The organism is Staphylospora marina (assembly GCF_003856495.1).
Classification (GTDB): domain Bacteria; phylum Bacillota; class Bacilli; order Thermoactinomycetales; family Thermoactinomycetaceae; genus Staphylospora; species Staphylospora marina.
The window spans coordinates 1,178,829-1,202,119 of the sequence record NZ_CP034118.1 but is presented as its reverse complement, the minus strand read 5'-3'; the positions used below and the strand labels follow the sequence as shown (position 1 = coordinate 1,202,119).

The 23,291-nt window shown below is 56.6% G+C and carries 25 protein-coding genes and 1 riboswitch; all 25 genes read right to left on the bottom strand.

The genetic code is table 11. The features are described from left to right. Positions 1-7 precede the first annotated feature (7 nt). On the bottom strand, positions 8-676 hold the full coding sequence (scpB, locus tag EG886_RS05985) for an SMC-Scp complex subunit ScpB (RefSeq protein WP_241154393.1): 669 nt from the start codon (positions 674-676) through the stop codon (positions 8-10). Then, positions 673-1,431: a segregation and condensation protein A gene (locus tag EG886_RS05980; RefSeq protein WP_124727283.1), complete on the bottom strand. Its 759-nt coding sequence runs from the start codon at positions 1,429-1,431 to the stop codon at positions 673-675. The genes scpB and EG886_RS05980 overlap by 4 nt, the downstream gene beginning before the upstream one ends. Before the next feature lie 20 nt (positions 1,432-1,451). Next, positions 1,452-1,922, bottom strand: coding sequence for a 6,7-dimethyl-8-ribityllumazine synthase (gene ribH, locus EG886_RS05975; protein ID WP_124727282.1), 471 nt, complete (start codon positions 1,920-1,922; stop codon positions 1,452-1,454). 19 nt (positions 1,923-1,941) lie between these two features. Beyond that, positions 1,942-3,138 (bottom strand): bifunctional 3,4-dihydroxy-2-butanone-4-phosphate synthase/GTP cyclohydrolase II, encoded by a 1,197-nt coding sequence (locus tag EG886_RS05970; protein WP_124727281.1) that lies wholly within the window; start codon positions 3,136-3,138, stop codon positions 1,942-1,944. A 5-nt stretch (positions 3,139-3,143) separates the two neighbouring features. Next, positions 3,144-3,794, bottom strand: coding sequence for a riboflavin synthase (locus EG886_RS05965; RefSeq protein WP_124727280.1), 651 nt, complete (start codon positions 3,792-3,794; stop codon positions 3,144-3,146). A 14-nt stretch (positions 3,795-3,808) separates the two neighbouring features. After that, entirely contained in the window at positions 3,809-4,912 is a 1,104-nt protein-coding gene (ribD, locus tag EG886_RS05960; RefSeq protein WP_124727279.1) for a bifunctional diaminohydroxyphosphoribosylaminopyrimidine deaminase/5-amino-6-(5-phosphoribosylamino)uracil reductase RibD, read from the bottom strand. A gap of 174 nt (positions 4,913-5,086) precedes the next feature. Next, positions 5,087-5,225: riboswitch (FMN riboswitch) on the bottom strand. 155 nt (positions 5,226-5,380) lie between these two features. Further along, on the bottom strand, positions 5,381-6,343 hold the full coding sequence (locus EG886_RS05955) for a COX15/CtaA family protein (RefSeq protein WP_124727278.1): 963 nt from the start codon (positions 6,341-6,343) through the stop codon (positions 5,381-5,383). Positions 6,344-6,553: 210 nt separating this feature from the next. Continuing rightward, positions 6,554-7,912, bottom strand: coding sequence for a diaminopimelate decarboxylase (lysA, locus tag EG886_RS05950; protein WP_124727277.1), 1,359 nt, complete (start codon positions 7,910-7,912; stop codon positions 6,554-6,556). A 238-nt stretch (positions 7,913-8,150) separates the two neighbouring features. Beyond that, complete coding sequence (gene spoVAEA / locus EG886_RS05945) at positions 8,151-8,717, bottom strand: stage V sporulation protein SpoVABEA (protein WP_124727276.1); 567 nt, start codon at positions 8,715-8,717, stop codon at positions 8,151-8,153. A 5-nt stretch (positions 8,718-8,722) separates the two neighbouring features. Then, complete coding sequence (gene spoVAE, locus EG886_RS05940) at positions 8,723-9,076, bottom strand: stage V sporulation protein AE (RefSeq protein WP_124727275.1); 354 nt, start codon at positions 9,074-9,076, stop codon at positions 8,723-8,725. A gap of 32 nt (positions 9,077-9,108) precedes the next feature. Further along, positions 9,109-9,531, bottom strand: coding sequence for a stage V sporulation protein AB (locus EG886_RS05935; RefSeq protein WP_124727274.1), 423 nt, complete (start codon positions 9,529-9,531; stop codon positions 9,109-9,111). Next, a complete protein-coding gene (locus EG886_RS05930; protein WP_124727273.1) occupies positions 9,515-10,141 on the bottom strand; it encodes a stage V sporulation protein AA in 627 nt (208 codons plus the stop codon). Before EG886_RS05930 ends, EG886_RS05935 begins: the two co-directional genes overlap by 17 nt. A gap of 198 nt (positions 10,142-10,339) precedes the next feature. Continuing rightward, a complete protein-coding gene (gene sigF / locus EG886_RS05925) occupies positions 10,340-11,107 on the bottom strand; it encodes an RNA polymerase sporulation sigma factor SigF (RefSeq protein ID WP_124727272.1) in 768 nt (255 codons plus the stop codon). Between the two features lie 10 nt (positions 11,108-11,117). Beyond that, positions 11,118-11,573 carry an anti-sigma F factor gene (spoIIAB, locus tag EG886_RS05920; RefSeq protein ID WP_124727271.1) on the bottom strand — a complete coding sequence of 152 codons (456 nt, stop codon included), beginning with the start codon at positions 11,571-11,573 and terminating at the stop codon, positions 11,118-11,120. Next, the gene (spoIIAA, locus tag EG886_RS05915) at positions 11,570-11,923 is read right to left on the bottom strand and encodes an anti-sigma F factor antagonist (protein ID WP_206425348.1); all 354 of its coding nucleotides are present in this window, start codon (positions 11,921-11,923) and stop codon (positions 11,570-11,572) included. Before spoIIAA ends, spoIIAB begins: the two co-directional genes overlap by 4 nt. A gap of 161 nt (positions 11,924-12,084) precedes the next feature. Further along, positions 12,085-13,272 carry a D-alanyl-D-alanine carboxypeptidase family protein gene (locus tag EG886_RS05910; protein WP_124727270.1) on the bottom strand — a complete coding sequence of 396 codons (1,188 nt, stop codon included), beginning with the start codon at positions 13,270-13,272 and terminating at the stop codon, positions 12,085-12,087. A gap of 153 nt (positions 13,273-13,425) precedes the next feature. Next, positions 13,426-15,705, bottom strand: a complete 2,280-nt coding sequence (locus EG886_RS05905) for an immune inhibitor A domain-containing protein (protein ID WP_124727269.1) — start codon at positions 15,703-15,705, stop codon at positions 13,426-13,428. A 298-nt stretch (positions 15,706-16,003) separates the two neighbouring features. Next, a complete protein-coding gene (locus EG886_RS05900) occupies positions 16,004-17,329 on the bottom strand; it encodes a pyrimidine-nucleoside phosphorylase (RefSeq protein WP_124727268.1) in 1,326 nt (441 codons plus the stop codon). After that, a complete protein-coding gene (locus EG886_RS05895; RefSeq protein WP_124727267.1) occupies positions 17,326-18,153 on the bottom strand; it encodes a purine-nucleoside phosphorylase in 828 nt (275 codons plus the stop codon). Before EG886_RS05895 ends, EG886_RS05900 begins: the two co-directional genes overlap by 4 nt. A gap of 15 nt (positions 18,154-18,168) precedes the next feature. Beyond that, positions 18,169-18,969, bottom strand: a complete 801-nt coding sequence (locus EG886_RS05890) for a purine-nucleoside phosphorylase (protein ID WP_241154423.1) — start codon at positions 18,967-18,969, stop codon at positions 18,169-18,171. A gap of 81 nt (positions 18,970-19,050) precedes the next feature. After that, positions 19,051-20,232 carry a phosphopentomutase gene (locus EG886_RS05885; protein WP_124728687.1) on the bottom strand — a complete coding sequence of 394 codons (1,182 nt, stop codon included), beginning with the start codon at positions 20,230-20,232 and terminating at the stop codon, positions 19,051-19,053. 65 nt (positions 20,233-20,297) lie between these two features. After that, entirely contained in the window at positions 20,298-20,543 is a 246-nt protein-coding gene (locus EG886_RS05880; protein WP_124727265.1) for a DUF4227 family protein, read from the bottom strand. 87 nt (positions 20,544-20,630) lie between these two features. After that, positions 20,631-21,752, bottom strand: coding sequence for an alanine dehydrogenase (ald, locus tag EG886_RS05875; protein WP_124727264.1), 1,122 nt, complete (start codon positions 21,750-21,752; stop codon positions 20,631-20,633). 101 nt (positions 21,753-21,853) lie between these two features. Next, complete coding sequence (fur, locus tag EG886_RS05870; protein WP_124727263.1) at positions 21,854-22,333, bottom strand: ferric iron uptake transcriptional regulator; 480 nt, start codon at positions 22,331-22,333, stop codon at positions 21,854-21,856. 117 nt (positions 22,334-22,450) lie between these two features. Then, positions 22,451-23,110, bottom strand: coding sequence for a stage II sporulation protein M (gene spoIIM, locus EG886_RS05865; protein WP_241154391.1), 660 nt, complete (start codon positions 23,108-23,110; stop codon positions 22,451-22,453). Positions 23,111-23,291 lie beyond the last annotated feature (181 nt).

Sequence of the window (23,291 nt, the reverse complement as noted above, 5' to 3'; positions counted from 1 at the left end):
TGCCTGTTCACAATTCAACCCGTTCCGCTTCGTCTGTTTCCTTCCCGAAATCGCCTGTTTCTTCCCCGAGTTCGTCGGCTGCTTCCCCGAATTCGGGTTCTGCCGACTCCACGCCAAGGCGCCGGAACAGGTCTTGCCGCTCTTCCTCCCACTCCTGCCAAGTGAAAATGGAATCGGCCGGAGGAAGTTCATCAATGTGATTGAGTCCGAAATAATCAAGAAATTCCCGGGTGGTGCCGTACAGAATGGGCCGACCTGCCCCCTCGGCACGTCCCGTCTCCCGGATCAGTCCCTTTCGTTGGAGAACCTGGATGACCCGTTCTGACTTGACTCCGCGGATCTCTTCAATTTCCATGCGAGTGATCGGTTGACGGTATGCGATGATGGCCAGCGTCTCCAATGCCGCACGGGACAGCTGGGATCTGGTGGGAGCCTGGGCCAATTTCTCAAAATAAGGGGAATGCTCCGGAAGCGTGGCCATTTGGTACACCTGGGCGACCTTGACGATTTGGATACCGCGCCCCATTTGTTTTGCGTCGACCCGAAGCTCGTGGATCAGCTGTTCCACCTGGTGTTTGGAAAGCCCGGTGATGTCCGACAACTCTTTCAGGCTGAGGCCCTCTTCCCCGGCCGCGAACAGGAGTCCCTCAATCACAGCTTTCATGTCCTGCGTCATGCCGGTCTTCCCTCCCCGTTCACCGGCTCGATCAGGATGTCACCAAACAATCGGGCCTGTCTGCAAAAGATTTTCTTTACTTTCATCAGCTCCAGCAATGCCAGGAACGTGGTAATCACCCGCTCTTTGGTCAAGGAGTCGAAATCCAAAAGCCGTGAAAACAACAACTGGCCTTCCTTCAGCAGCAGCTGATGGATCTGTTCCATCCGGTCGCTGACGGAAATCTCCTCCCGCGCCACCTTGGTCATCGGCTCAGGCGGTTTCCGGTTTTTGAGCGCTTCGACAAACGCGTTCAACAAATCATCCGGAGTCAATCCTTCCAGCGGATGAATCCGGGGAGTGTAGGGGGTGAGGTCCATGGCAGGACGGGAATAGATCTTGCTGCGCTCCTCCTCCCTCTGGCGCAACACCTCCCCCAAGCGTTTGTACCTCTTGTACTCAAGAAGCCGTTCCACCAATTCGGTGCGCGGGTCCACAAACCAGTCTTCCTCTTCGCTTTCCATCAACATTTCCTCAACGGGTTCCTGACGCGGAAGCAACATCCGGCTTTTGATGGCCAGAAGCGTCGCCGCCATCACCAGAAATTCGCTGGCGATCTCCAGCTCCATTTCCTTGGCTTCCTCGAGAATCGCCATGTACTGATCCGTGATTCGCGCGATCGGAACCTGATAAATGTCCACTTCCGCCTTGTCGATCAAGTGAAGAAGAAGGTCCAACGGACCTTCGAACATGTCAAGCTTGATTTTGACATCCACGGCGTCTCCCCGGCCTTCCTTCAGCCTTCCAGCCGACGGATCAGATTGGCTGTCTCGATGGCTGCCGTCGCGGCTTCCCAGCCTTTGTTGCCGGCTTTGGTTCCCGCGCGTTCGATCGCCTGTTCGATCGTTTCGGTCGTGATGACTCCGAAAATCACCGGCAACCCGTGACTGACCGACGCCCGGGCCACTCCCTTGGCTGCTTCGTTGCACACGTAGTCATAGTGGGTGGTGGCTCCGCGAATGACGCATCCCAGCGCGATGACGGCGTCATATTTGCCGGAGGCGGCCATCTTGTCGGCAACCAGGCCGATTTCAAAAGCACCGGGCACCCAAGCCACGTCGATGTCCGAGTCGTCCGCTCCGTGGCGGCGCAGTCCGTCGAGGGCTCCCTCCAACAGCTTTTCGGTGATGAATGCATTGAACCGGCTGACGACAATGCCGAAACGAAGTCCCGTCGCAACCAGTGATCCTTCCAAAATGTTGGGCATGATCCCTGTCCTCCCGTTTTCACAGATGCAAGAGATGTCCGAGCTTTTCCTTTTTCGTCTCCATGTATTTGCGGTTGTTCTTGTTGGGCGGAAGCTCGATCGGAACCACCTCGGTCACTTCCAGGCCATAACCTTTCAGACCGGTGATTTTGCGCGGATTGTTCGTCATCAAACGCATCTTGCGGACTCCCAGATCACGCAAAATCTGTGCCCCGATCCCGTAATCCCGAAGATCGTCCTTGAAGCCGAGCCTGAGATTGGCTTCCACCGTATCCAGGCCTTCTTCCTGCAACTTGTATGCCTTTAACTTGTTCAACAGTCCGATGCCGCGTCCCTCCTGTCGCATGTACAGGAGCACTCCCATTCCCTCTTCGGAAATGCGACGAAGCGCCGCGTGCAACTGCGGGCCGCAGTCGCATCGCTGCGAACCGAACACATCGCCGGTGAGACACTCGGAATGGACGCGGACCAACACCGGTTTTTCCGGATCGATGGTTCCTTTGACGAACGCCACATGCTCCTTGTGATCCACCTGGTTGGAATAGCCCACCATGGTAAACTCGCCGAAGTCGGTCGGCATGCGCACTTCCGCCACCCGCTCGATCAGCGTTTCCTTGCGTCGACGGTATTCGATCAAATCCTGAATGGTGATCATCTTCAATCCGAATTTGTCCGCCATTTCGATGAGATCCGGAACGCGGGCCATGGACCCGTCTTCCTTGATGATTTCACAGATCACTCCGGCGGGATAAGCGCCGCACAACCGTGCGAGATCCACGGCTGCTTCCGTGTGACCGGCGCGGCGAAGAACACCGCCGGGACGGGCCACCAGCGGAAACACATGTCCCGGGCGCCGGAAATCGTCCGGACCTTTGGCCGGATCGATCAATTGGAAAATGGTGTCGGATCGTTCATAGGCGGAAATGCCGGTGGTGGTGTTCTGCGCGTCGACGGAAACGGTGAACGCCGTCCCGTGACGGTCGGTGTTGCGGGTCACCATCAGGGGCAAGTCCAGTTCCCGTGCCCGCTCCTCGGTCATCGGCACGCAAACCAGGCCGCGTCCGTGCGTGATCATGAAATTGATCACTTCCGGCGTTGCCTTTTCCGCAAGCGCGACGAGATCTCCTTCGTTTTCCCGGTCCTCGTCATCCACGACGATGACCATTTTCCCCGCCTTCAAATCGGCCAGCGCTTCTTCGATCTTGCTCCAGGTCATCCCGTTCACTCCTTTCCCCCGGATTTCCCCGTCACGAGCAGTGTGTCCGCGGTTTCCGACGAACATGTGCCCGCGTTTGCCCACTTGGCAAGGTACTTGCCGATGATGTCGACTTCAATGTTGACCGGATCCCCCGGTTCCAGAAAGCGGAGAATCGTGGCCTCCAACGTATGGGGGATGATGGACACCGTGAACCGGTCGGCTCCGACTTCCACCAGCGTGAGCGAAATGCCGCTGACAGCCACGGAACCTTTGTCCACCATGTATCGTGTGAGCTCCTTCGGCACCTGGATGGTAAACAGAACGGCATTCTCGTGAGGAGTGCGTTCCACCACCTTGCCCACGCCGTCCACGTGCCCCTGGACGAAATGTCCGCCCATCCGCTGCCCGGCTGCCACCGCTCTCTCCAGATTGACCGGAGATCCCGTTTTCAGATGGCCCAAATCGGTTTTGTTCATGGTCTCCGGCATCACGTCGGCGGCAAACACATCGTCGCCGAGCTCCACCACGGTGAGACAGACTCCGTTGACGGCGATGCTGTCACCGAGCCGTGTTCCTTCCAGCACTTTCCGGCATTTCACCGCCAGCCGCATCGCTTGGCCGGCACGTTCCATCCGCACGATGGAACCGACTTCTTCCACAATTCCCGTAAACATGGCCTTCCCGCCTTTCAGCTTGTTTCTTCCACTTCTCCGGTGATGCAGATGTCATCTTCAAAGCGCATGACCCGGATGTTGGTCAGCTTCAGCGCTTCGGCCATCCGTTCGGGGCTCTTGCCTTCCACGGGAGTGGGACTTTCTTTTCCGCCAAGGATCTTGGGAGCGATGAACGCGATCACCCTGTTCACATGCCGGTCCGCCACGAACGAAGCGTTGATTTGGCCGCCGCCTTCCACCAGCACGGACAAAATGCCTGCTCTCCCCAATTCGGAGAGAACCGCCCCGACATCGACACGCGGACCGTCCCCGGTCACCGTGACGCGAACTCCCTTGTCCTGAAATTGCCGGATCCGCACGGGATCCGCGCGGTTGGTGGTGAAGATCCAAGTGGGGGCATCCGACACATCCGTCACCGCCGCTTCCAGCGACATGCGAAGCCGGCTGTCAAGGATGACGCGAAGAGGAGAGATGCCTCCCGGTTTCAGACGGGTGGTCAGCTTCGGATTGTCGGCCAACACCGTATCCACTCCGACCAGTATCGCATCATGCCGGTGGCGCAATTCATGCACATATTCACGGGAAGCCTCGCATGTGATCCATTTGCTGTCACCGCCGGCGGTGGCGATTTTGCCGTCCAGGGTCATGGCCGTCTTGAGGGTGACAAGCGGCTTCCCGGTCCGCCGATGGTGGAAGTAGGCCTCATTCAATTTGAGACAATCCTCTTCCAGGACACCGGTCACCACTTCAATGCCCGCTTCACGCAGACGTGCAATGCCCCGGCCGGACACCCGGATGTCCGGATCCTTTGCACCGACCATCACCCGGGCCACACCGGAAGAAATGATGCGTTCGGTGCAAGGAGGGGTGCGTCCGTGATGGCAACACGGTTCCAACGTGACATACAGCGTGGCCCCTCGGGCAAGATCCCCGGCTTGATGGAGGGCATGAACCTCCGCATGGGGAGTCCCCGCGCCGAGATGGGCTCCGCTCCCGATCATGTGTCCCTGTCGAACCACCACGGCTCCGACCATCGGGTTGGGAGAAGTCTGCCCCTCCGTTGCCTTGGCCAGTTCCAAAGCCACCCGCATCCAATCCTCATGACTCCTCACCGTCATCCTCACCCCGCTTTCACAAATCACCGAAAAGCCCCGAATCTTCAAGATCCGGGGCCGTGATCATTCATCATCGGAATCTCCGGACGTGGTTCGTCCCGGTTTTCGGGCACGACAAACCCAGCCCCTGAATCTGTGCGTTTTTTCACAAACAGATTCCGGAGGTTCGTCCGGTCTTTCATCCTTCTCCCATCCAGACTTTGACTGTCGGCCCCGGAGTTTCACCGGATCCACCGCTCGCGCGGGTCACGGGCTGAGGCCCAAGGCTCGGGCCATCACCGCCGGTCGGGAATTTCACCCAGCCCCGAAGGATGTGTATCATTATTTCCTTTGGTTTCAGTATAGTTCATGGACAAAAAAAAGTCGAGAAGCGATCACCGATTCACCGGCAACACCGCTCCCGCATCCGCCGACAACCGGGACGCGGGGGAAAGGGTGTCGTTTGCGCTTCCCGACCCGTTTTGAATCCGTTCAATTCAATACGGCCTGTCCGCCGACATGTTTCGCCGGTTCCCGTTTCCAGGGAACTCCGGTCAACATGCAAAGATAGCACATCGCGGAGAAGAAAACGGAGATGATGGTCGTGTGCACCAAAGCGACCAGCACTTGACCGCCGGACAACACGGTGGCCACGCCACTGACGGCTTGCAAGGTGATGAGGATCAGCGCCCACCCGCTGCCTTTGACCAGATCCGGCTGATCTTTCGCAACGCGCCGTACGGCGATGAAAAGGATCAACACCAGCAGCCACAGCAAAATCGAAGCATAACGGTGCAGCATGTGGATCCCGGCGATCGAATCAAACCCCGGAAAGATCGTCGTGCCGCATCCGGGAAATTGGTAGCCGCATCCCATCGTGGCCTCGGCGTGTCGTACCAGAGCGCCGGTATACACCACGACATACGTGTAGATCGCCAGCAGCCAGATGCCCCAATGAATTCCCTGCGAAACCGGAGCAGCCGTAGAGGCGGCGGGTTTTCCGTCTTTCATCCGGAACAGATGAATCACCAAAAGAACCACGCTGGAGAAAGAAATCAACGAAAACCCGAAATGAAGGGCCAAGGCGAACTTCTTCGCAAACGGTCCCTCAAACACCACCGTGAGCGCTCCCAAGGCTCCCTGCAGAACGACGAAAAACAGACTCAAAAACGCAAACAGTTTCACCCGGCGGTCACTGCGGTACGTGAGCCACGACCAGACCGTCAGAATCAGGATCAGGAAACCGACTCCTCCGGAAGAAATTCGATGGCTGTATTCGATCACGGTCTCCATCGGCAATGATTCCGGAATCAGCTGCCCGTGACAAAACGGCCAGGAGTTGCCGCAGCCTTTGCCGGAACCCGTTTTGGTCACGATCGCTCCGACCAGCAACATCAAATAGGAACCGACCGCAGTGATGATGCCGAGCAGCCGGATCATGCGATGTTTGTCCATGGTTTTCAATCCTCCGTCCGTATGCGGAACAGGACACCGCCTGAAAATCTTCTACTCATGTTATATCATAACCCCGTCGACGAATGTGAACTTCGTGAAAAAAGGCACAAACTTTCCACAAAGCGGTCACATTCTGCAGCAAAAGAGTCGGCTGACATGCCGGCTGACGCCGAAGAGAAAACGCGTCAAAAGCGATCCCGTTTTCCATCGTCATGCACGAAACGGCCCGATGGCTTCAACACCCGTTTCGCGACCGTCTTTTTTCCGCAACCGTTCCGGGATGACATCCAGGCGAATGAGATCATCATAGGTTTCCCTGCGAACAACCACATCCGCTTCCCCGTCTCTGACCAGCACCACCGCGGGCCGGGGGAGACGGTTGTAATTGCTTGCCATGGAGTAATTGTACGCACCCGTGCAGCTGATGGCCAAAATGTCCCCCTGACGAACGCCGGGCAGACGAATGTCCCAAATCAACATGTCTCCGGTTTCGCAGCACTTGCCGGCGATGGACACGGTTTCTTCCGGCTCTTCCAGTGCCCGGTTGGCCAGCATGCCTTCATACTTGGCCTGGTACAAAGCCGGGCGGGGATTGTCCGACATGCCTCCGTCCACCGAAACATACTTTCTGATGCCCGGAACGACTTTCACAGTGCCCACGGTATAAAGAGTGGTCCCCGCTTCTCCCACGATCGCCCGTCCCGGCTCCGTCCAAATCTCCGGCACCGGCATGTCGCCGAATGCTTCTTTGACGGCTTGACCGATCCCGGCGATGAGCGATTGCACCGGGCGAGGTGTATCTTCCTCATCATAGCGGATGCCGAACCCGCCTCCGATGTTGAAAATCCGCGTCTCAAAACCGAATGTCCGACGACAGTCGCGAATCAGCGCGGCCATCTTTTCAATGGCCAGTTCAAAGGCTTCCGTACCGAAAATCTGCGAACCGATGTGACAATGAAAACCTTCAAGCTCGATGGCGGACGATTTCAGGACTTTTTCCACCGCCTGATGAACCTGACCGCTTCCCAAATCGAAGCCGAACTTGGAATCCTCCTGCCCGGTTTGAATGTACGCGTGTGTATGGGCTTCGACCCCCGGACTGACGCGAAGCAAAATCCGTGCCTTCATCCCCCGCGCAGCGGCAACCGCCTCGAGCAGATCCAATTCGGTGAAATTGTCCGCGATGAACAGGCGGATGCCCGCATCCAGACCCATTTCGATTTCGGCAGGCGACTTGTTGTTTCCGTGGAAATAAATGCGCTCCGGCGGGAAACCGGCCGCCAGCGCCGTATGAAGTTCACCGCCGGACACCACGTCCAGCATCAGCCCTTCTTCATCGGCGATGCGACAAATCGCCATGGTATTGAATGCCTTGCTCGCATAAGCCACCTTGAATCGAAGACCGGTTTCGCGGGCAGCCCTTACGAAGGTCCGCATGTTTTCGCGAATCAGCGTTTCATCCATCACATACAGCGGCGTCCCGTACCGCCGGGCCAACTCAACCGTGTCGCACCCTCCGATCTCCAGATGCCCTCTTTCATTGATGCGACTCGTTCCGTTCAGCTTCATGACTGACTCCTCCAACGACGAATGTAAATCAGGATGAACCGGAAACAATGGATAATTCATGCAAAATCACGAATAAATATTCAAGACAATACCGGAATCGGCACCTTGTTTCCGACAAACCGCCCCGCACAAGGGACAGGCCTTGATGCTTTTCCTTTCATCATAACAGATCCGCCCCGCGAATTTCATCCGGAAAAAATCGGACCGGCATCCCGTTTTCACGAAATGCCGGTCCGTGTCACAAAAGGCCGTGATGCTTTAGGATCATTCGTACCGCTTTGGCGGTCACCGGAGCCCCCAGTTCCACCGAATCTCTCTCCCCCATTTTGCCGACGTCTCCGATTCCCACGATAAACGGGATGTCCAGTTCATTGAGCACGGCCACCGTATCTCCGTGAATCAGCGGGGGTTCTTGAGCGAGTTCCACGCCGTGCTTGTCCACGGCCCGATGGATCACACGTCCTTCACGGTCGATCGCCGCATCCACCCGGACTCCCTCTTCCACCTTGAGGTCCGAGGCAACGGCAATCGCTCCCAACACTTCCACGTGAGGATCCCTGGCAACATGCCGAAGGGCCCGTTCCCCGTCCCCCGTTCCCGGAGATCCGCAATCGTCAAACATCACCAGTACCGGATCGGACGCCGCTTGACGAATCAACTCGACCAGCTGTTCTCCCGACAGTGGAGTCGGGTTTCCCCCCGACCTCGAAATGCATCTTCCGCCCGTCTGTCTGGCGACTTCTTCCAGAGCTTTTCTGGCGATCTTGTCGCCGTCCGTCACCAGGATCACTTTCCGTTTTTCCATGCCGATTATCCTTTCGGTTTGAACACGGCCGCGGTCAGAAATCCGAAAATGATGGCCGCGGAAATGCCCGCGCTGGTAATCTTGAAAATTCCCGACAACACGCCGATCAATCCGTGTTTCTGTGCTTCGGACAACGCACCGTGCACCAGAGCGTTGCCGAAACTGGTGATCGGCACGGTGGCTCCCGCTCCGGCAAATTCGATCAGCGGATCATACAGTCCCAAACCGTCCGCGACCGCCCCCGCCACCACCAACAGGCTCAACACGTGAGCGGGCGTGAGCGGAGTGAGATCCATCAGCAATTGACCGATCACGCAGATCAATCCACCTACCAGAAACGCAGCCCAAAACGATCCCATCGGAATGCCTCCTCGCATGGAATGAACATTGTTTATATGATGGAAAAAAGCGATTGGATCAGGGAACCTGCCACTTTTCCCAGAGCCATCATGATCAGAAGCACCATCAATCTGTCTTGCACGCCCAACCGCTTGGCCAGAATGGGAATGACGTTGACCACCTCGGTGAGCGCCGCGGCCAACATGCCGACGAAAATCCCCATGGCCCCTCCCAGCAACGGAATGATCCAAGGAGTGAGACCGATCAGCCACTCCCGGAAATCGATCCAGGTAAACAGGATGACTCCGGAAATGATGGCCATTTCATAAACCCGAATCTTGTCCGGGGTCCCGGTGAGTTGCACCAGGCGCGGAACAATGTCCAGCACGGTGATGAACGCCACGAATCCGCTGCCCACCGCGATTCCCCATGCCAGCCCGATGAAAGCAAGGAGCGCCTCATCCAGAAGAGTCACGGGTGGATCGCCGCGCTTTCTGCTTTTCGTCGTTGATCAGATACTGGTCGATCGATTCCTGATAAAGAAACACTTCCAGTTCCATCGGGCTGGGTTCTTCATTGAACTTGCGGCGCATGAAGCGGTTGAAAAACAGGATCATGCCCGCTCCGATTCCGAGGGAGTAGGGAATCTGCAACACCAGTGGACGGTTTTCATGCGTTCCCGTCACCAGATAATAGATCCGGTTGTGAACCTCCTGCATGCTCACATCCGTGTGAAAGTTCATGATGGCCAGGCCGGATCCGATGAACAACAGAAGAGAAACCAACGTTGTCGCCAACCAGCCCGGCTTTTTGCCGGGAATGTTCACCTCGATCAGGGTTTGGGCCGGCCCCACGCTGCGTATGTCCAAATCGGGAAACCGTCCGGAAATGACGGCGATCAGATCAACGATGTCGATGACCGCCACGTTCCCCTGATCCAGCGTGACCTCATATACCGGAATCCGGCCGATGTCTTCATCGACTTCCCCATTGACGGCATACCGGCACAAATCCCGGACCGTGAGCCGTTGTCCGGGTCGGGCCTGCACTTTCTTCTTCATGCGCAAGACGAGTTGAGACGTCATCGCCCGATCCCCTTCCGGCATCAAATTCACGGGATTAGTATGCGCCGCGGAGTCCGTGAATATGAAAAAGGCACCTGCGAGAGGTGCCTGTATTCTTCGCTGTTATTCCGCACAAGCGTTCCGCTGCATCCGTCCCGGTGACTCCGCGAACGACGGACATTTCCCGCAAGCGGAATTCACGGAAGCTTGCCGAATCGATCAAACTTCTTTCCCCACTCCGAGATCTTCCCTCATCTTGGCGATGATCTTTTTCTCCAGCCTGGACACCTGGACCTGGGAAATTCCCAACCTTCGCGCGACTTCCGATTGGGTCTGATCCTTGAAATACCGCAAATAGACAATCAGCTTCTCACGTTCCGTGAGTCTGTGAATGGCGTCCCGGATCGCCAGCTTGTCAAACCACTCCGTCATCGGCTCCTCGGAAATCTGGTCCATCAAGGTAATCGGATCTCCGTCGTTCTCATAGACGGTTTCGTGGATGGAGGCCGGAGTCCGGTTGGCTTCCTGGGCAAACACGATCTCTTCCGGTTCCACTCCCAGTTCCGCCGCGATTTCCTGAATCGTGGGGTTGCGCCCCAGCCGTTTGGAGAGGTCGTCGCGTGTTTTGCGTACACGGTTGGCCAACTCCTTGAGTGAACGGCTCACCTTGACCATGCCGTCATCCCTGAGAAACCGTTGGATTTCCCCGATGATCATCGGAACCGCATACGTGGAGAATTTCACGTCATAGCTCAGGTCAAACTTGTCCACGGCTTTCAGGAGACCGATGCAACCGATCTGGAACAGATCATCCGCTTCATAGCCCCTGTTCAAAAACCGCTGCACCACGGACCAGACCAAGCGGATGTTGTGCCTTACCAACCGGTTTCGGGCTTCAGCATCCCCCTGCTGGCTGGAGCGAATCAGCTCCTTCACTTCCACGTCGGACAGATGGCCGTGTCTGCTGTTGCGCACATCCGTGTCCATGGGCTTTCCCTCAATTGGCCATCGTCTCTTGACGGCTTTTCAGATATTTGACCATGTGGACGGTGGTACCCTGACCCGGTTCGGACCGGATCGTCACTTCGTCCATGAAATTTTCCATGATCGTGAACCCCATCCCGGACCGTTCCAGTTCCGGTTTGGAGGTGAACAGGGGTTGCTTCGCGCGCTCGACGTCTTCGATACCCACTCCCTGATCGGAAATGGTGATGCTGACACGGGCGCCGTCAATCTCGACGCGAATGTGGATGATTCCGTCCGGTTTTTCTTCGTATCCATGGATGACCGAGTTGGTGACGGCTTCGGAAACAACCGTCTTGATGTCGGTCAATTCTTCCATCGTCGGATCGAGCTGAGAGACGAAGGATGCCACGGCCACCCGGGCAAACGCTTCATTTTCCGAGCGACTGGCAAACCGGAGCTCCATGAAGTTTTTTGCCGAAATGCTCATGATGCCACCCCGCAAGCGGAAATCGCGCTGTGTTCATCTTCAAAAACGGGCAGAATCTTGTACAGCCCGTACATTTCCATCAAACGTCCGACGGACGGCCGGATGGAGCAGAGGGCCATCTTTCCGCCCAACTCGGACACTTTCCGGTATCTCCCGAGAATGACGCCCAGCCCGGAGCTGTCCATGAACTCCAAATCGGCCAGATTGAGCACCAGGTTGGCGGTGTATCCCTTGGCCAGTTCCTGTTCGATGGTTTGGCGCACCCGTTCCGACGCATGATGATCCAATTCCCCCACCAAGCGTACGACGAGCACGTGGCGGTCATGTTTCACTTGAAGCGTCAGGCCCATGAGCGGAGCTCCCTTCTGTCTGATTTTTTCCTTGTTTTCTACAATCTTCCTGTTCTTTCCTGCCGGTTTTCCCGTCAAAAAAGGGATTCGGGAGCCTTCCCGCGTTTCGGGAAAGCACCCCGAATCCCTTTTCCCTTCATCGTCGCATCACGATGACGATGTTATTCCTTCGCTTCCGCATCGCCCGGCTGGAAGAGAAATTCTCTCAACGACCGGCGAACGGATGACCAGAGGCTGGCCTCTTTCACGTTCACGCTGCTGACCAGCTCCAGTTCGGACACGACTTTGCCGTCTTTTTCAAACCGGAGCGTTCCGACCCGGTCCCCTTTCTTGACGGGAATCCGGATGTCCTCCCAAATGAACCGCTTTGTGTATTCACTCGGGGACTCACCCTTGCGAACCAGCAGGCTGAGCGGATGATTGGCACGAATCGCCACCTTGTCCGGATCTCCCTTGTCGATCTTGCGGACGGCGATCAGATCCCCTTTCTTGTAGAGCAAATGGCTGGTGTAGTGATTGAACGCATAATCCAGCATGCCCATCACCTGCCGGTTGCGCTTTTTGACGTCCGGCACGCCCATGACCACGGCGATCAGCCTCATGTTTCCGCGTTTCGCCGTGGCGGTGAGACAATATTTGGCTTCCTGCGTAAATCCGGTTTTCAGTCCGTCGACGCCCGGATAAAACTTGACCAGTTTGTTTGTGTTGACCAGCCAAAACGGCTTGGCCGTGTTTTTGCGCAGATAATCCTCGTAAATGCCCGTGAATTTCGTGATTTGGGGATGCTTCAGCAGCTCCCTTGCCATGATGGCCATGTCCATGGCGGAAGACACGTGATTCTCCGCCGGGAGTCCGCTGGCATTGACAAAGTGCGTCTGCTTCAATCCCAATTCGCGTGCCCGTTCATTCATCATGCGTGCAAAATTCTCTTCGGTTCCTCCCAGAAACTCCGCCAGCGCGACGGAAGCATCGTTGGCCGAGGCGATCGACACTCCTTTGAGCAAGTCCCGCACCGTCATGGATTCCCCGGGTTCCAGAAACAGCTGCGTTCCGCCCATGGAAGCGGCATGTTCACTCACCCTCACTTGATCGTCCATGGAGATTTTTCCTTGGTCGATCGCTTCCATCACGAGAAGCATGGTCATGATTTTGGTCATGCTCGCCGGCGGCAAAGGCTTGTGTTCGTTTTTGGCGAAGATGACCGTTCCGCTTCCGGCATCCATCAGCACGGCGGACTGACTGTCGGGAGCCAGGTCCTGTTCCGAAGCGGCCCAAACGGGACGGGCACCCGAGATGAAGGGGATGAGCAGGCAAACAGCGATCAACAAGGCATGGAATTTCTTTCGCATCAGGGCTTCCCTCCTGTTCTGTCAGCCTTAGTGTGATCGCCGTTCCGGGAAATTATGCCAAGCCGGATGCATGAAAAAACCGCCGATCGGCGGGATCAAACGAATCGGCCGAATCGGCGGGAAATCCGGCAATAAGCCGTCTGATTCAATTCTTCATCGTTTCACTTTGGAAACTTCGACCATCACTTCGCGATCTTTTTTGTAGGTGTGCTTCACCGTCAATTTCAAACCATGAACGGGAAGCAGTTTTCCTCCGGCCGGATTGAACGGGCTGCTGTAGTCGCGACGGTCATCAAAAGACGGAACGCCCGGCAGCGGATCATACTTCATCGAGAAATCCGGATAGACAATGTCGATCGGCGAAGTGTCCTTGAGGCCGAACGCGGCGTCATTCACCTGATAGCGGGTGGAACCGACGTTCCCGTCGCTCCAGTAATGACCCCGTTGATGGGCATCCACCACACCCAGGAAACCTTCACCCGGATGCAATCCGGTCATGTTGTCTTCGCCCCAGCGGGCGTCATAATACCAAACCAACATGCCGGGATCATACACCATGAGGCTGTCGTTCCGGCGGATATGGGCCAAGCCTTTGTCCACTCCGTTGTGGGTGCGCCATTCCACCAGATAGTAGTTGTCATACGGGATCGGGGAACCGTCGAAGAGTTTGAATCCTTCCAGCGTGAATTTCGGCGTTCCTTCCGCGTCGTCACTGAACAAGGTCGCCCCGTCCGCTTCCACCGCAATGTTGTCCACGTAGAAGCCTTCCATCGTCAGGGCGATGTCCGTCACATAGCGGAATTCCACCCGGATTTTCTTTCCGGCGAACGCCGAAAGGTCGACTTCTTCCTTCACCCATCCGTTCGTGACATCGGAATGTTCCTTGACCGTCACCGGAGTGGCCTGACCGTCGACATACACATTCACGTACAGATAATCGTAACCAGCCTCGATCTGCCTCCAGGAATCATACACCAATTTCGCCGTGGTTTTCCCCGTCAGATCGATTTCCGGTGAAACCATGCGGGTGTCCAAGAAATCTCCTTTGGTGGAGAAATACGATTTGGTGCCCTTCGGTTGGGTCGGAGGATCCACATACCTGGCCGGCAGGTTGATTTTCAGCAGTTTCCCCTTGCTGTTCGGATCCACCGCTTCCTTCAGCTTCACGTTCTTCTTGTTCTTCAGCGACTCAAAATCGATGACGGTGGGCGTCGGCCAGTTGCCGCCAAACGTTTCACGGAAGAACAGCTTCGCCCAAGGGCTGAAACCGGTCGGCTCCGTTCCGGGCACCTTCCCGGCCCAGCTTCCCCCGGCCATGACGGACCAGTATTCGATCGGAGAACCGGTGCCGGTGTAGCCGATGTCATACTCGTCGGGCAAACCGAGGTTGTGTCCGTATTCGTGGGCAAACACCCCGGTGGCTCCGTCTTCGGGCTGAATGATGTAGTCAAAGGCTTTCAGGCTTGTCCCCGGAATGGGAACCGGCTCGGGACCGATCACGGACCGGTGCGACCAGATGGCGTCATCGCCCAGTGCGCCTCCGCCCGCCTCTTCACCCATACCGGAGTGAACGATCATGAGGTTGTCCAAGATACCGTCCGGTTCCATCACGTTTCCGTCGCCATCGAGATCGTACGGATCCCGTTGGTCATATTTCGCCTCATTTCCTTTGATCATCTGACCGACGGCCTCAAGAGTCTCTTTCACCAGCTCCCTCGGCCGGACATCGTTCAACTCATAATCCGGAGTTTGGTAATGGGCTCCGTAATACGCCGCGTTGTGTTTGGCCTTGAGCCAGGGAGTGACTTTGCCGGCCACCTCCCAATAGCCTCCGGATTGCTCCAGATAAAACTGGGTCAGGGTGACCAGGTTCTGTCCTTCCCATTTGAATCCGTTTTTGTTGAACAACAAGTTCCGATAGTGGTCGGGGGTGAAATCTTCCACCCAGAAGTGGGCGTCCCCCTCCCGTTCGATGTTGTTGTGGGGGAAGTCCGGAAATTCGATCAGCGCAACCACGGCATTGTCCACATGCTTGGTCTTGCCGGAAATCCGTTCCGGGGTGTTCTCCTTCATCGCATCAATCCGCTCGGCCGAGCGTTCCTGAACGGCTTTGCGCCCTTTCCAGGCTTTTTTGCCGAAGGTTTTGGACGTATCGATGCCGTCCGTCCGGGTGTTGGGATTTTGTCCCCGGGTGACATATTCCCGGATGGCACGCTCGATCTCGCGCGGAGAAGCATTTTTGCGAAGCTTGCCTTGCTTTTCAAGCGCTTTGACCAGCAACTCCTGGTTGACCACGGCCCAGTCCACATGAGCATGCTTTCCTTGGTCCAGCGCGGGTGCCGCATCGGCTCGTGGCGCTTGCGGCGAAAGCATCGCCGTTCCCACCAACAGGGAAGTCGACAACAAGGCGACGAGGGACCGGTTGAATTTCATACATTTCCCCCTTTAATGAATTGGGAATGGAAATACAATATTAATTATAAGTAAAGTTAATAGTTTTTCAATAATTTTGTTATTAGATTTATTAGATAAATCCCTTTTTGTCACAAACCTTTCTTCGCGTTCAAGTGATCGCCGGTGCCTGCTGCCTCATGGGACGCAAAAAGCCGGTCACCACTTGTGACCGGCTGCAAAAGTGCTTCCCATGGTTGCAGGAAGCAAAGAGAATATCAGCATGTTTCAAGGTTCCGTCCCGGCACGCGGCCGGCAAGAGCGGATGTTTGCCAACCGGTCAGGGACGAATGATTCCGTCTTCCGTGACGATGCAGCGGATGAGGGTGGGAGGCTCCACCCGCCGCTCTCCGATCACGATGGCCTCTTTCAAGCGCTTTTTGACTTCTTCCAGCGTGGCCGTCTGATTGACATGGAGAGTGGCAAGCGTGTCTCCCGCCTTCACCGGGTCCCCCACCTTGCGATGCAGGACGACGCCGACGGCATGATCGATCACGTCGGCTTTGGTCATCCGGCCGGCCCCCAGTCGCATGGCCGCCAGTCCCACTTCCTCGGCGCGAATTTCCGTGACAAATCCGCTGCTTTCCGCGATCAGCGGAATTTCATGTTTGGCTTTGGGAAGCAGGGACGGATCATCCAGTTGGCCGGGATCGCCGCTTTGGGCAACGATGAACTCGCGGAATTTGGCGAATGCGCTGCCGTCTTGCATGCAGCGGACGAGCGCCTCGCGAGCCGCCTGCGCATCATGGAATGCGCCGGACAAAACGAGCATCCTGGCGCCGATCTGCAAGCTCAACTCGGTGAGATCCGCAGGTCCTGCACCTTTGAGCGTGTCCATCGCTTCTTTCACTTCCAGTGCGTTTCCGACCGCAAATCCCAAAGGTTGGCTCATGTCACTGACAACCGCCACGGTGGTGCGCCCCACCTGTTTGCCGATGGACACCATGGCTTCCGCCAGCCGGACGGCATCTTCCTCGCGCTTCATGAACGCTCCGTCGCCCGTTTTCACGTCCAGCACGATCGCGTCGGCTCCGGCGGCAATTTTTTTGCTCATGATGGAACTGGCAATGAGCGGAATGGAATCCACCGTCGCCGTCACATCCCTCAGCGCGTACAGTTGTTTGTCCGCCGGCGTGAGGCGGGCGGTCTGCCCCATCACGGCCAAGCCCGTCCGATTGACCAGTTCGATGAATTCCGTCGTGTCCAGCTCGGTGGAAAATCCGCGGAACGATTCGAGTTTGTCCACCGTTCCGCCGGTATGCCCCAAACCGCGTCCGGACAGTTTGGCCACGGGAACCCCGACGGCCGCCACCAGCGGAGCCACCACCAGCGTGGTTGTGTCGCCCACTCCCCCGGTGCTGTGTTTGTCCACCTTGCGCCCCGGGATGCCGGACAGATCCACCCGATCGCCGGAGTCGACCAAGGCCATGGTGAGGTCGGCGGTTTCCCGTTCCGTCATGCCCCGGAAATAAACGGCCATCGCCCAAGCGGACATCTGGTAATCGGGGATGGTTCCGTCCGTATAACCCCGGATGAGATGACGGATCTCTTCGGTCGTCAATTCGTGCCCGTCCCGTTTTCTGCGAATGATCTCCAATGTGTTCATTTCAGCTCAACCTCTGCCAGAATCCCTTTGACCAGATTCATGAACAGCGGTTTGGTCCGGTTGGCCACTTCCACCACCTGCTCATGGGTGAGCGGCTCCAATTCTTCTCCGATGGCCATGTCGGTGATGCAGGAGATGCCGAGCACCCGCAGACCGGCATGGCGTGCGGCGATCACTTCCGGAGCGGTGGACATGCCCACGGCGTCCCCACCCAGATTTCTCAGCATGATCAATTCCGAAGGGGTCATGTATGCAGGCCCGCTGATGGCGGCATAAACCCCCTGTTGCAACCGGACTCCTTGCTTCTCCGCCACCCGGAAGGCGAGCCGGCGCAGCTCCGGGTCATAGGCCGCCGACATGTCCGGAAAACGGGGGCCCAGCTCTTCGTGATTGGGACCGATCAGCGGATTGGAGCCGGTAAAGTTGAGATGATCCGTCAACACCATCAGGTCTCCTGCCTTGAAACCGCGGTTCATGCCACCGGCGGCATTGGTGGCGATCAAGACTTGCACGCCCAGCGCCTTCATCACATAGACCGGGAATACCACTTCACGCTGACTGTAACCTTCGTAGAAATGGAACCGTCCCTGCATGGCAACGACGGTCTTCCCGGAGAGCTTGCCGATCACCAGTCGGCCGGCGTGACCGGCCACGGTTGATTTCGGAAAATGCGGAATCTCGCTGTACGGAATCTTGACGGCGTCTTCGATCTCTTCGGCGAGATCTCCAAGACCGGAACCGAGAATCAGACCGATTTCCGGGCGGTGGGTGGTGAGTGAAGCGATTTTGCTTTTGGCTTCCGCGATTTTGTCCATGATGTTCATCCAGGCACCCCCTGTTCACAACTCGCGAATGATTCCCTTGACCAGACGAATGAACGTGGCTTTCACACGCCCGGTGGTTTCCATGACTTCTTCATGGGTGAGCGGCTGCGGAAGAATGCCCGCCGCCATGTTGGAGATGCAGGAGATGCCGAGCACCCGGATCCCCGCATGACGGGCGACCAACACTTCCGGCACGGTGGACATGCCGACCGCATCCCCTCCGATCTTGCGAATCATGCGAATCTCCGCAGGCGTTTCATATGACGGCCCCAACACCGCGGCATACACGCCTTCCCGAATGGCGATGCCTTCCGCTTCCGCAACGTTTCGGGCAAGCTTCCTGAGTTCCGGATCATAGGCGGTCGACATGTCGGGGAAACGCGGCCCCAGCTCGTCATCGTTCGGACCGATCAACGGATTGCGGAACATCAGGTTGATGTGATCATTGATGATCATCAGATCACCCGGTTCAAACGATTCGTTCACGCCGCCCGCGGCATTTGTCACCAACACGGTCTCCACGCCGATCTCTTTCATGACCCGGATGGGGAAAGCCGCTTTTGCCGGATCGTGTCCTTCATACAGATGGAAGCGGCCGCTCATGACCACGACCGGTTTCCCCTCCAGCGTGCCGATCACCAGTTCACCCGCGTGCCCTTCCACGGTTGACACCGGAAAATGCGGGATGTCTCCGTAGGGGATGCGAACCGCTCCTTCCAACTCTTCGGCCAGCACGCCGAGACCGGAACCGAGAATCAGTCCGATTTTCGGGCGCACCGAAATCCGCCCGGTGATGTGGCGGGCGGCTTCCGACATCTTCAGCCGCGTGCTCATGCCAATCTCTCCTTTCAACAAGCGGAATCCATCCAAGTCGAGAAACAAGTCCGAATCATGCGTTCAACGCAACTCTCCCAAAAAGCTTCGGCCGATCACCGGCATGGCGGCACCGAAATTTTCCGCCACCGTCGCGCCCACATCGGCAAAGGTGCCGCGGACGCCGAGGAAGTTCCCGGGACGGGACAAAGCGTGTGACCAAACCAGCAACGGAACGTATTCCCGGGTGTGGTCGGTTCCGTGGTGAGTGGGATCGTTGCCGTGATCGGCAGTGATGATGAGCAGATCATCGTCCCCCAGCGCGTCCAAAATTTCCGGCACCCGCGCATCAAACTCTTCCAGCGCCCGGGCATACCCGTCGGGGTCGCGTCGGTGACCGTATTTGGCATCAAAATCGACCAAATTCAGAAATGCCAACCCGTCAAAGTCCGTATTCAGCACGTCCAGCAACTTGTCCACGCCGTCCATGTTGGATTTGGAAGAGATGGAACGGGTGATTCCTTCCCCCGCATAAATATCCGAAATCTTTCCGATGCCGATCACGTCCTTGCCGATCTCCGCCAGAGCGTTGAGCACCGTTTTGGCGGGCGGTTTGACCGAATAATCCCGCCTGTTGGCCGTTCGCACGAAATGGCCGGGCTCTCCGACAAACGGTCTGGCGATGACCCGTACCACCGAATACCGCTCATCGAGCGTGAGCTCCCTGGCGATTTCACAGATGCGGTACAGCTCATCAAGCGGCACCACTTCTTCGTGAGCGGCAATTTGAAACACGCTGTCCGCCGAAGTGTAAACGATCAGCGCACCGGTCTTCATGTGCTCTTCGCCCAGCTCTTTGATGATCTCCGTCCCGGACGCCGGTTTGTTGCCGATCACTTTCCGTCCGGTTCTCCGCTCGAACACTTCGATCAGTTCCGCGGGAAACCCTTCGGGCCAGGTTTTGAACGGCTTGTCCGTTTCAATCCCCATCAATTCCCAGTGACCGGTGGTGGTGTCTTTTCCCTTGGAGATCTCGGCCATTTTGCCGTAATGGGCTTCCGGTCCATCCACCGGATGAACGCCTTCGACGGGAACGATGTTCCCCAGACCGAGCCGTTGAAGATGCGGAAGTTTCAGCCCGCCCCGATGCCGGGCCGTGTTTCCCAACGTGTGGGTTCCGACGTCACCATAAAGGGCGGCATCCGGCAACTCACCGATGCCCACGCTGTCGAGCACGATCAACGCGATTCGCGAAAACCGTTTCATCACACACTCACCTCCCGAAAAAACAGGAAAAAAAAAGAGCGCCTCAACAGCTTGTTTTCATTCTTTCATTCCCCGATGCGATAAAAGAGAAACAAGCGCCCGGCGATCTCTTCCGTCAGCGTTCTCCGATGTTCCCCGTCTCCTTGATGGGCAAACACTTTGATCGCGCCTCCGGAAGGTTCCCTGTACATGTAATCCGGTTCAAACAACGGTGAAACGAACCGGAACAATTGATATAGAAGCAATGTGAACAGAACGAACAGAAACAGGAACCGAAGCCAGCTCCTGATCCTTCTCAGCGAAATGATCATGCGAATCGCCCTTTGCCCACGGATGTTTCATGGTACAACCTTATGGCAAAGGGCGTTCGCATATTCCGGATAAAACGCCCGGAATGATCAAGCGTTCATGACGGTTTGCAGATCCACATATTCAAGCCCCAGGCTCTCGGCCACGGCCTGATATGTAACCGCTCCCTTGTACACGTTGACGCCACGCGCCAACGCGCGGTCTTCCGCCACGGCCTTCTCCAGACCTTTCGAGGCGATCCGGACGGCATACGGAATGGTCACGTTGGTCAGGGCAATGGTGGACGTGCGCGGCACGGCACCCGGCATGTTGGCGACGGAGTAATGAACCACGCCGTGTTTCACATAGGTGGGATCGCTGTGCGTCGTCACACGGTCAATCGTCTCGATGGAACCGCCTTGGTCGATGGCCACGTCGACGATCACCGAACCCGGTTGCATGGCCTTGACCATTTCCTCCGTCACCAGACGCGGAGCGCGACGACCCGGGATCAAAACGGCACCGATGAGCAAGTCCGCTTTTTTCACGGATTCCGCAATGTTGTAGCTGTTGGACATCAGCGTGCGCAAGCGGCCGCCGAACAGGTCCTCCAGCTGACGCAGACGATCCGGATTCACGTCCAGCAACGTGACGTTGGCCCCCAGGCCCATGGCCATTTTCGCCGCGTTGGTTCCCACCACGCCGCCGCCGATGATGACCACTTCGCCCGGCAGGACTCCCGGAACGCCGCCCAACAGCACGCCTTTGCCGCCCTTGGATTTCTCCAGGAACTGCGCACCGATCTGCACGGACATCCGGCCGGCCACTTCACTCATCGGGGTGAGAAGCGGCAGGGCTCCGTTGTCGAGCTGAATCGTCTCGTATGCGATGGCCGCCACGCCCGAGTCCATCAAGGCGCGGGTCAATTCAGGCTCCGCGGCCAGATGGAGATAGGTAAACAGGATGAGATCCTTGCGGAAGTACTGATATTCGGACGGTTGCGGCTCTTTGACTTTCAGAATCATTTCCGCGTTTTGCCAGGTTTCGGCCGCGGACGGCATGATACGGGCTCCATGCTTTTCATACTGCTCGTCCGTGAAACCGCTTCCAATACCGGCTCCCGTCTCTATGATGACTTCGTGCCCCGCTTGGATCAGCGCATCCACCCCCGCGGGAGTGATGGCCACGCGGTTTTCGTTGTTTTTGATCTCTTTCGGCACACCGATGATCATGATGCAACTCCCTCCTTGAACCAACCATATCATAACATTCTTAGCTTGCTGTTCAAAGATCTTTTTAAAACAAAAAAGACGCAAGATCCGGTTCCCGAATCTTACGTCACCTTGGAGCCCGCCAGTTTTCCGTGATCCGTCACCTTTCCCTTGCATCGGTAGCAGATCCCGTGGAATGTCAGGCGATGATCCACGATTTGAAAGTCGAATTCCTTTTCCACCCGTTCTTCGATCGGACCCAAAAGATCTTCCATGATTTCATCAACCGTTCCGCAGTGCAGGCAGATCAGATGGTGATGATGGTGCTCCGCGCCTTCCGCCCGAAACTCGTATCGGGTCACGCCGTCCCCGAAATTGAGTTTGTGGATGATCCGCAGATCGGAAAGGAGCTCCAGTGTCCGGTACACCGTGGCCAGCCCGATCTCCGGCGCCTTCTCCTTGACCAACAGGTAGACATCCTCCGCGCTCAGATGGGCTTCTTCGTTCTCCAAAAGCACTCGGACCGTCGCTTCCCGTTGGGGGGTCAATTTGTAGTTGTGGGAGGAAAGCATTTGTTTGATTTGATTGACCCGATCTTCCACCAATGACACCCCCCTGCTCTGTCTGAAAACATTATATGGGAGGAAAGAGGGGCAAGTCAAACCAAATGATAGACACTATCAGGTGAGAATCATTCCATTTTTCCAAGGTTGACAGGTTCACCGGATCAATGCGCGAACCGTTTCCACGTCCGGTACCACGCTTTTCATCATGACCGGTGAAACGTACGCTTCGAACAGGGAAGAGAACAGAAGAACCGCCGCCATGGACGTGACCAGCAGAGAGAAAGAGACGAATTCAGGGTAAATGGCTCCCCGGTGATGGATCAACCGGTTCTTGACCAGCACCGTCGAAAATCGGAGGCCCGCCACCGCAATGATGATCATCGCGGGAATCACCAGCAGGTTTTGGGGAACCACCGCCACAAAGGAAAACCACAAGCCTTCCCAGGCAAGCTGATTCACCAGAAACCCCACCGTGAAACCGATCACCAGCCCCTTGAGAAAGATCAGAAGCAAGAGCACCGGAATGCCGATCACCGACAACCCCAGAATCCACATCAACCCCACCGTTTTCAAATGATCGCCGAACGAATGCTGGAATGCAACTCCCGATTCGGCGATGGAATCCCTGACCAGTCCTTCGAAAAAGTGACTCAGGTAGCCGAGCAACCCTTCCTTTTGCGCGGGATCCAAACTGTTGACGATCACCGCGCCGAAGATCACTCCCATCAAAAACAACACGGAAACAAACAGATACTGGGATTTCAGGCTCTCCACGTGTTGCCCGACCATTTTGGCCCAAGCGTTCCGTCTCATCCCGTTTTCCTCCTTCTGTTCACGCTTGTCCCTTCATCATATGAATCTCCTTTCTTCCATATGTCTTTCGTTCATAGACGGGAAAGATGACCGATGAATGCGTGATGACGCATCCCCACCGTGCGCGCTTCATTCCGAAGAGTTTTCAAGCCGTGTGCCATCCGCGAAGACCACCGACGAC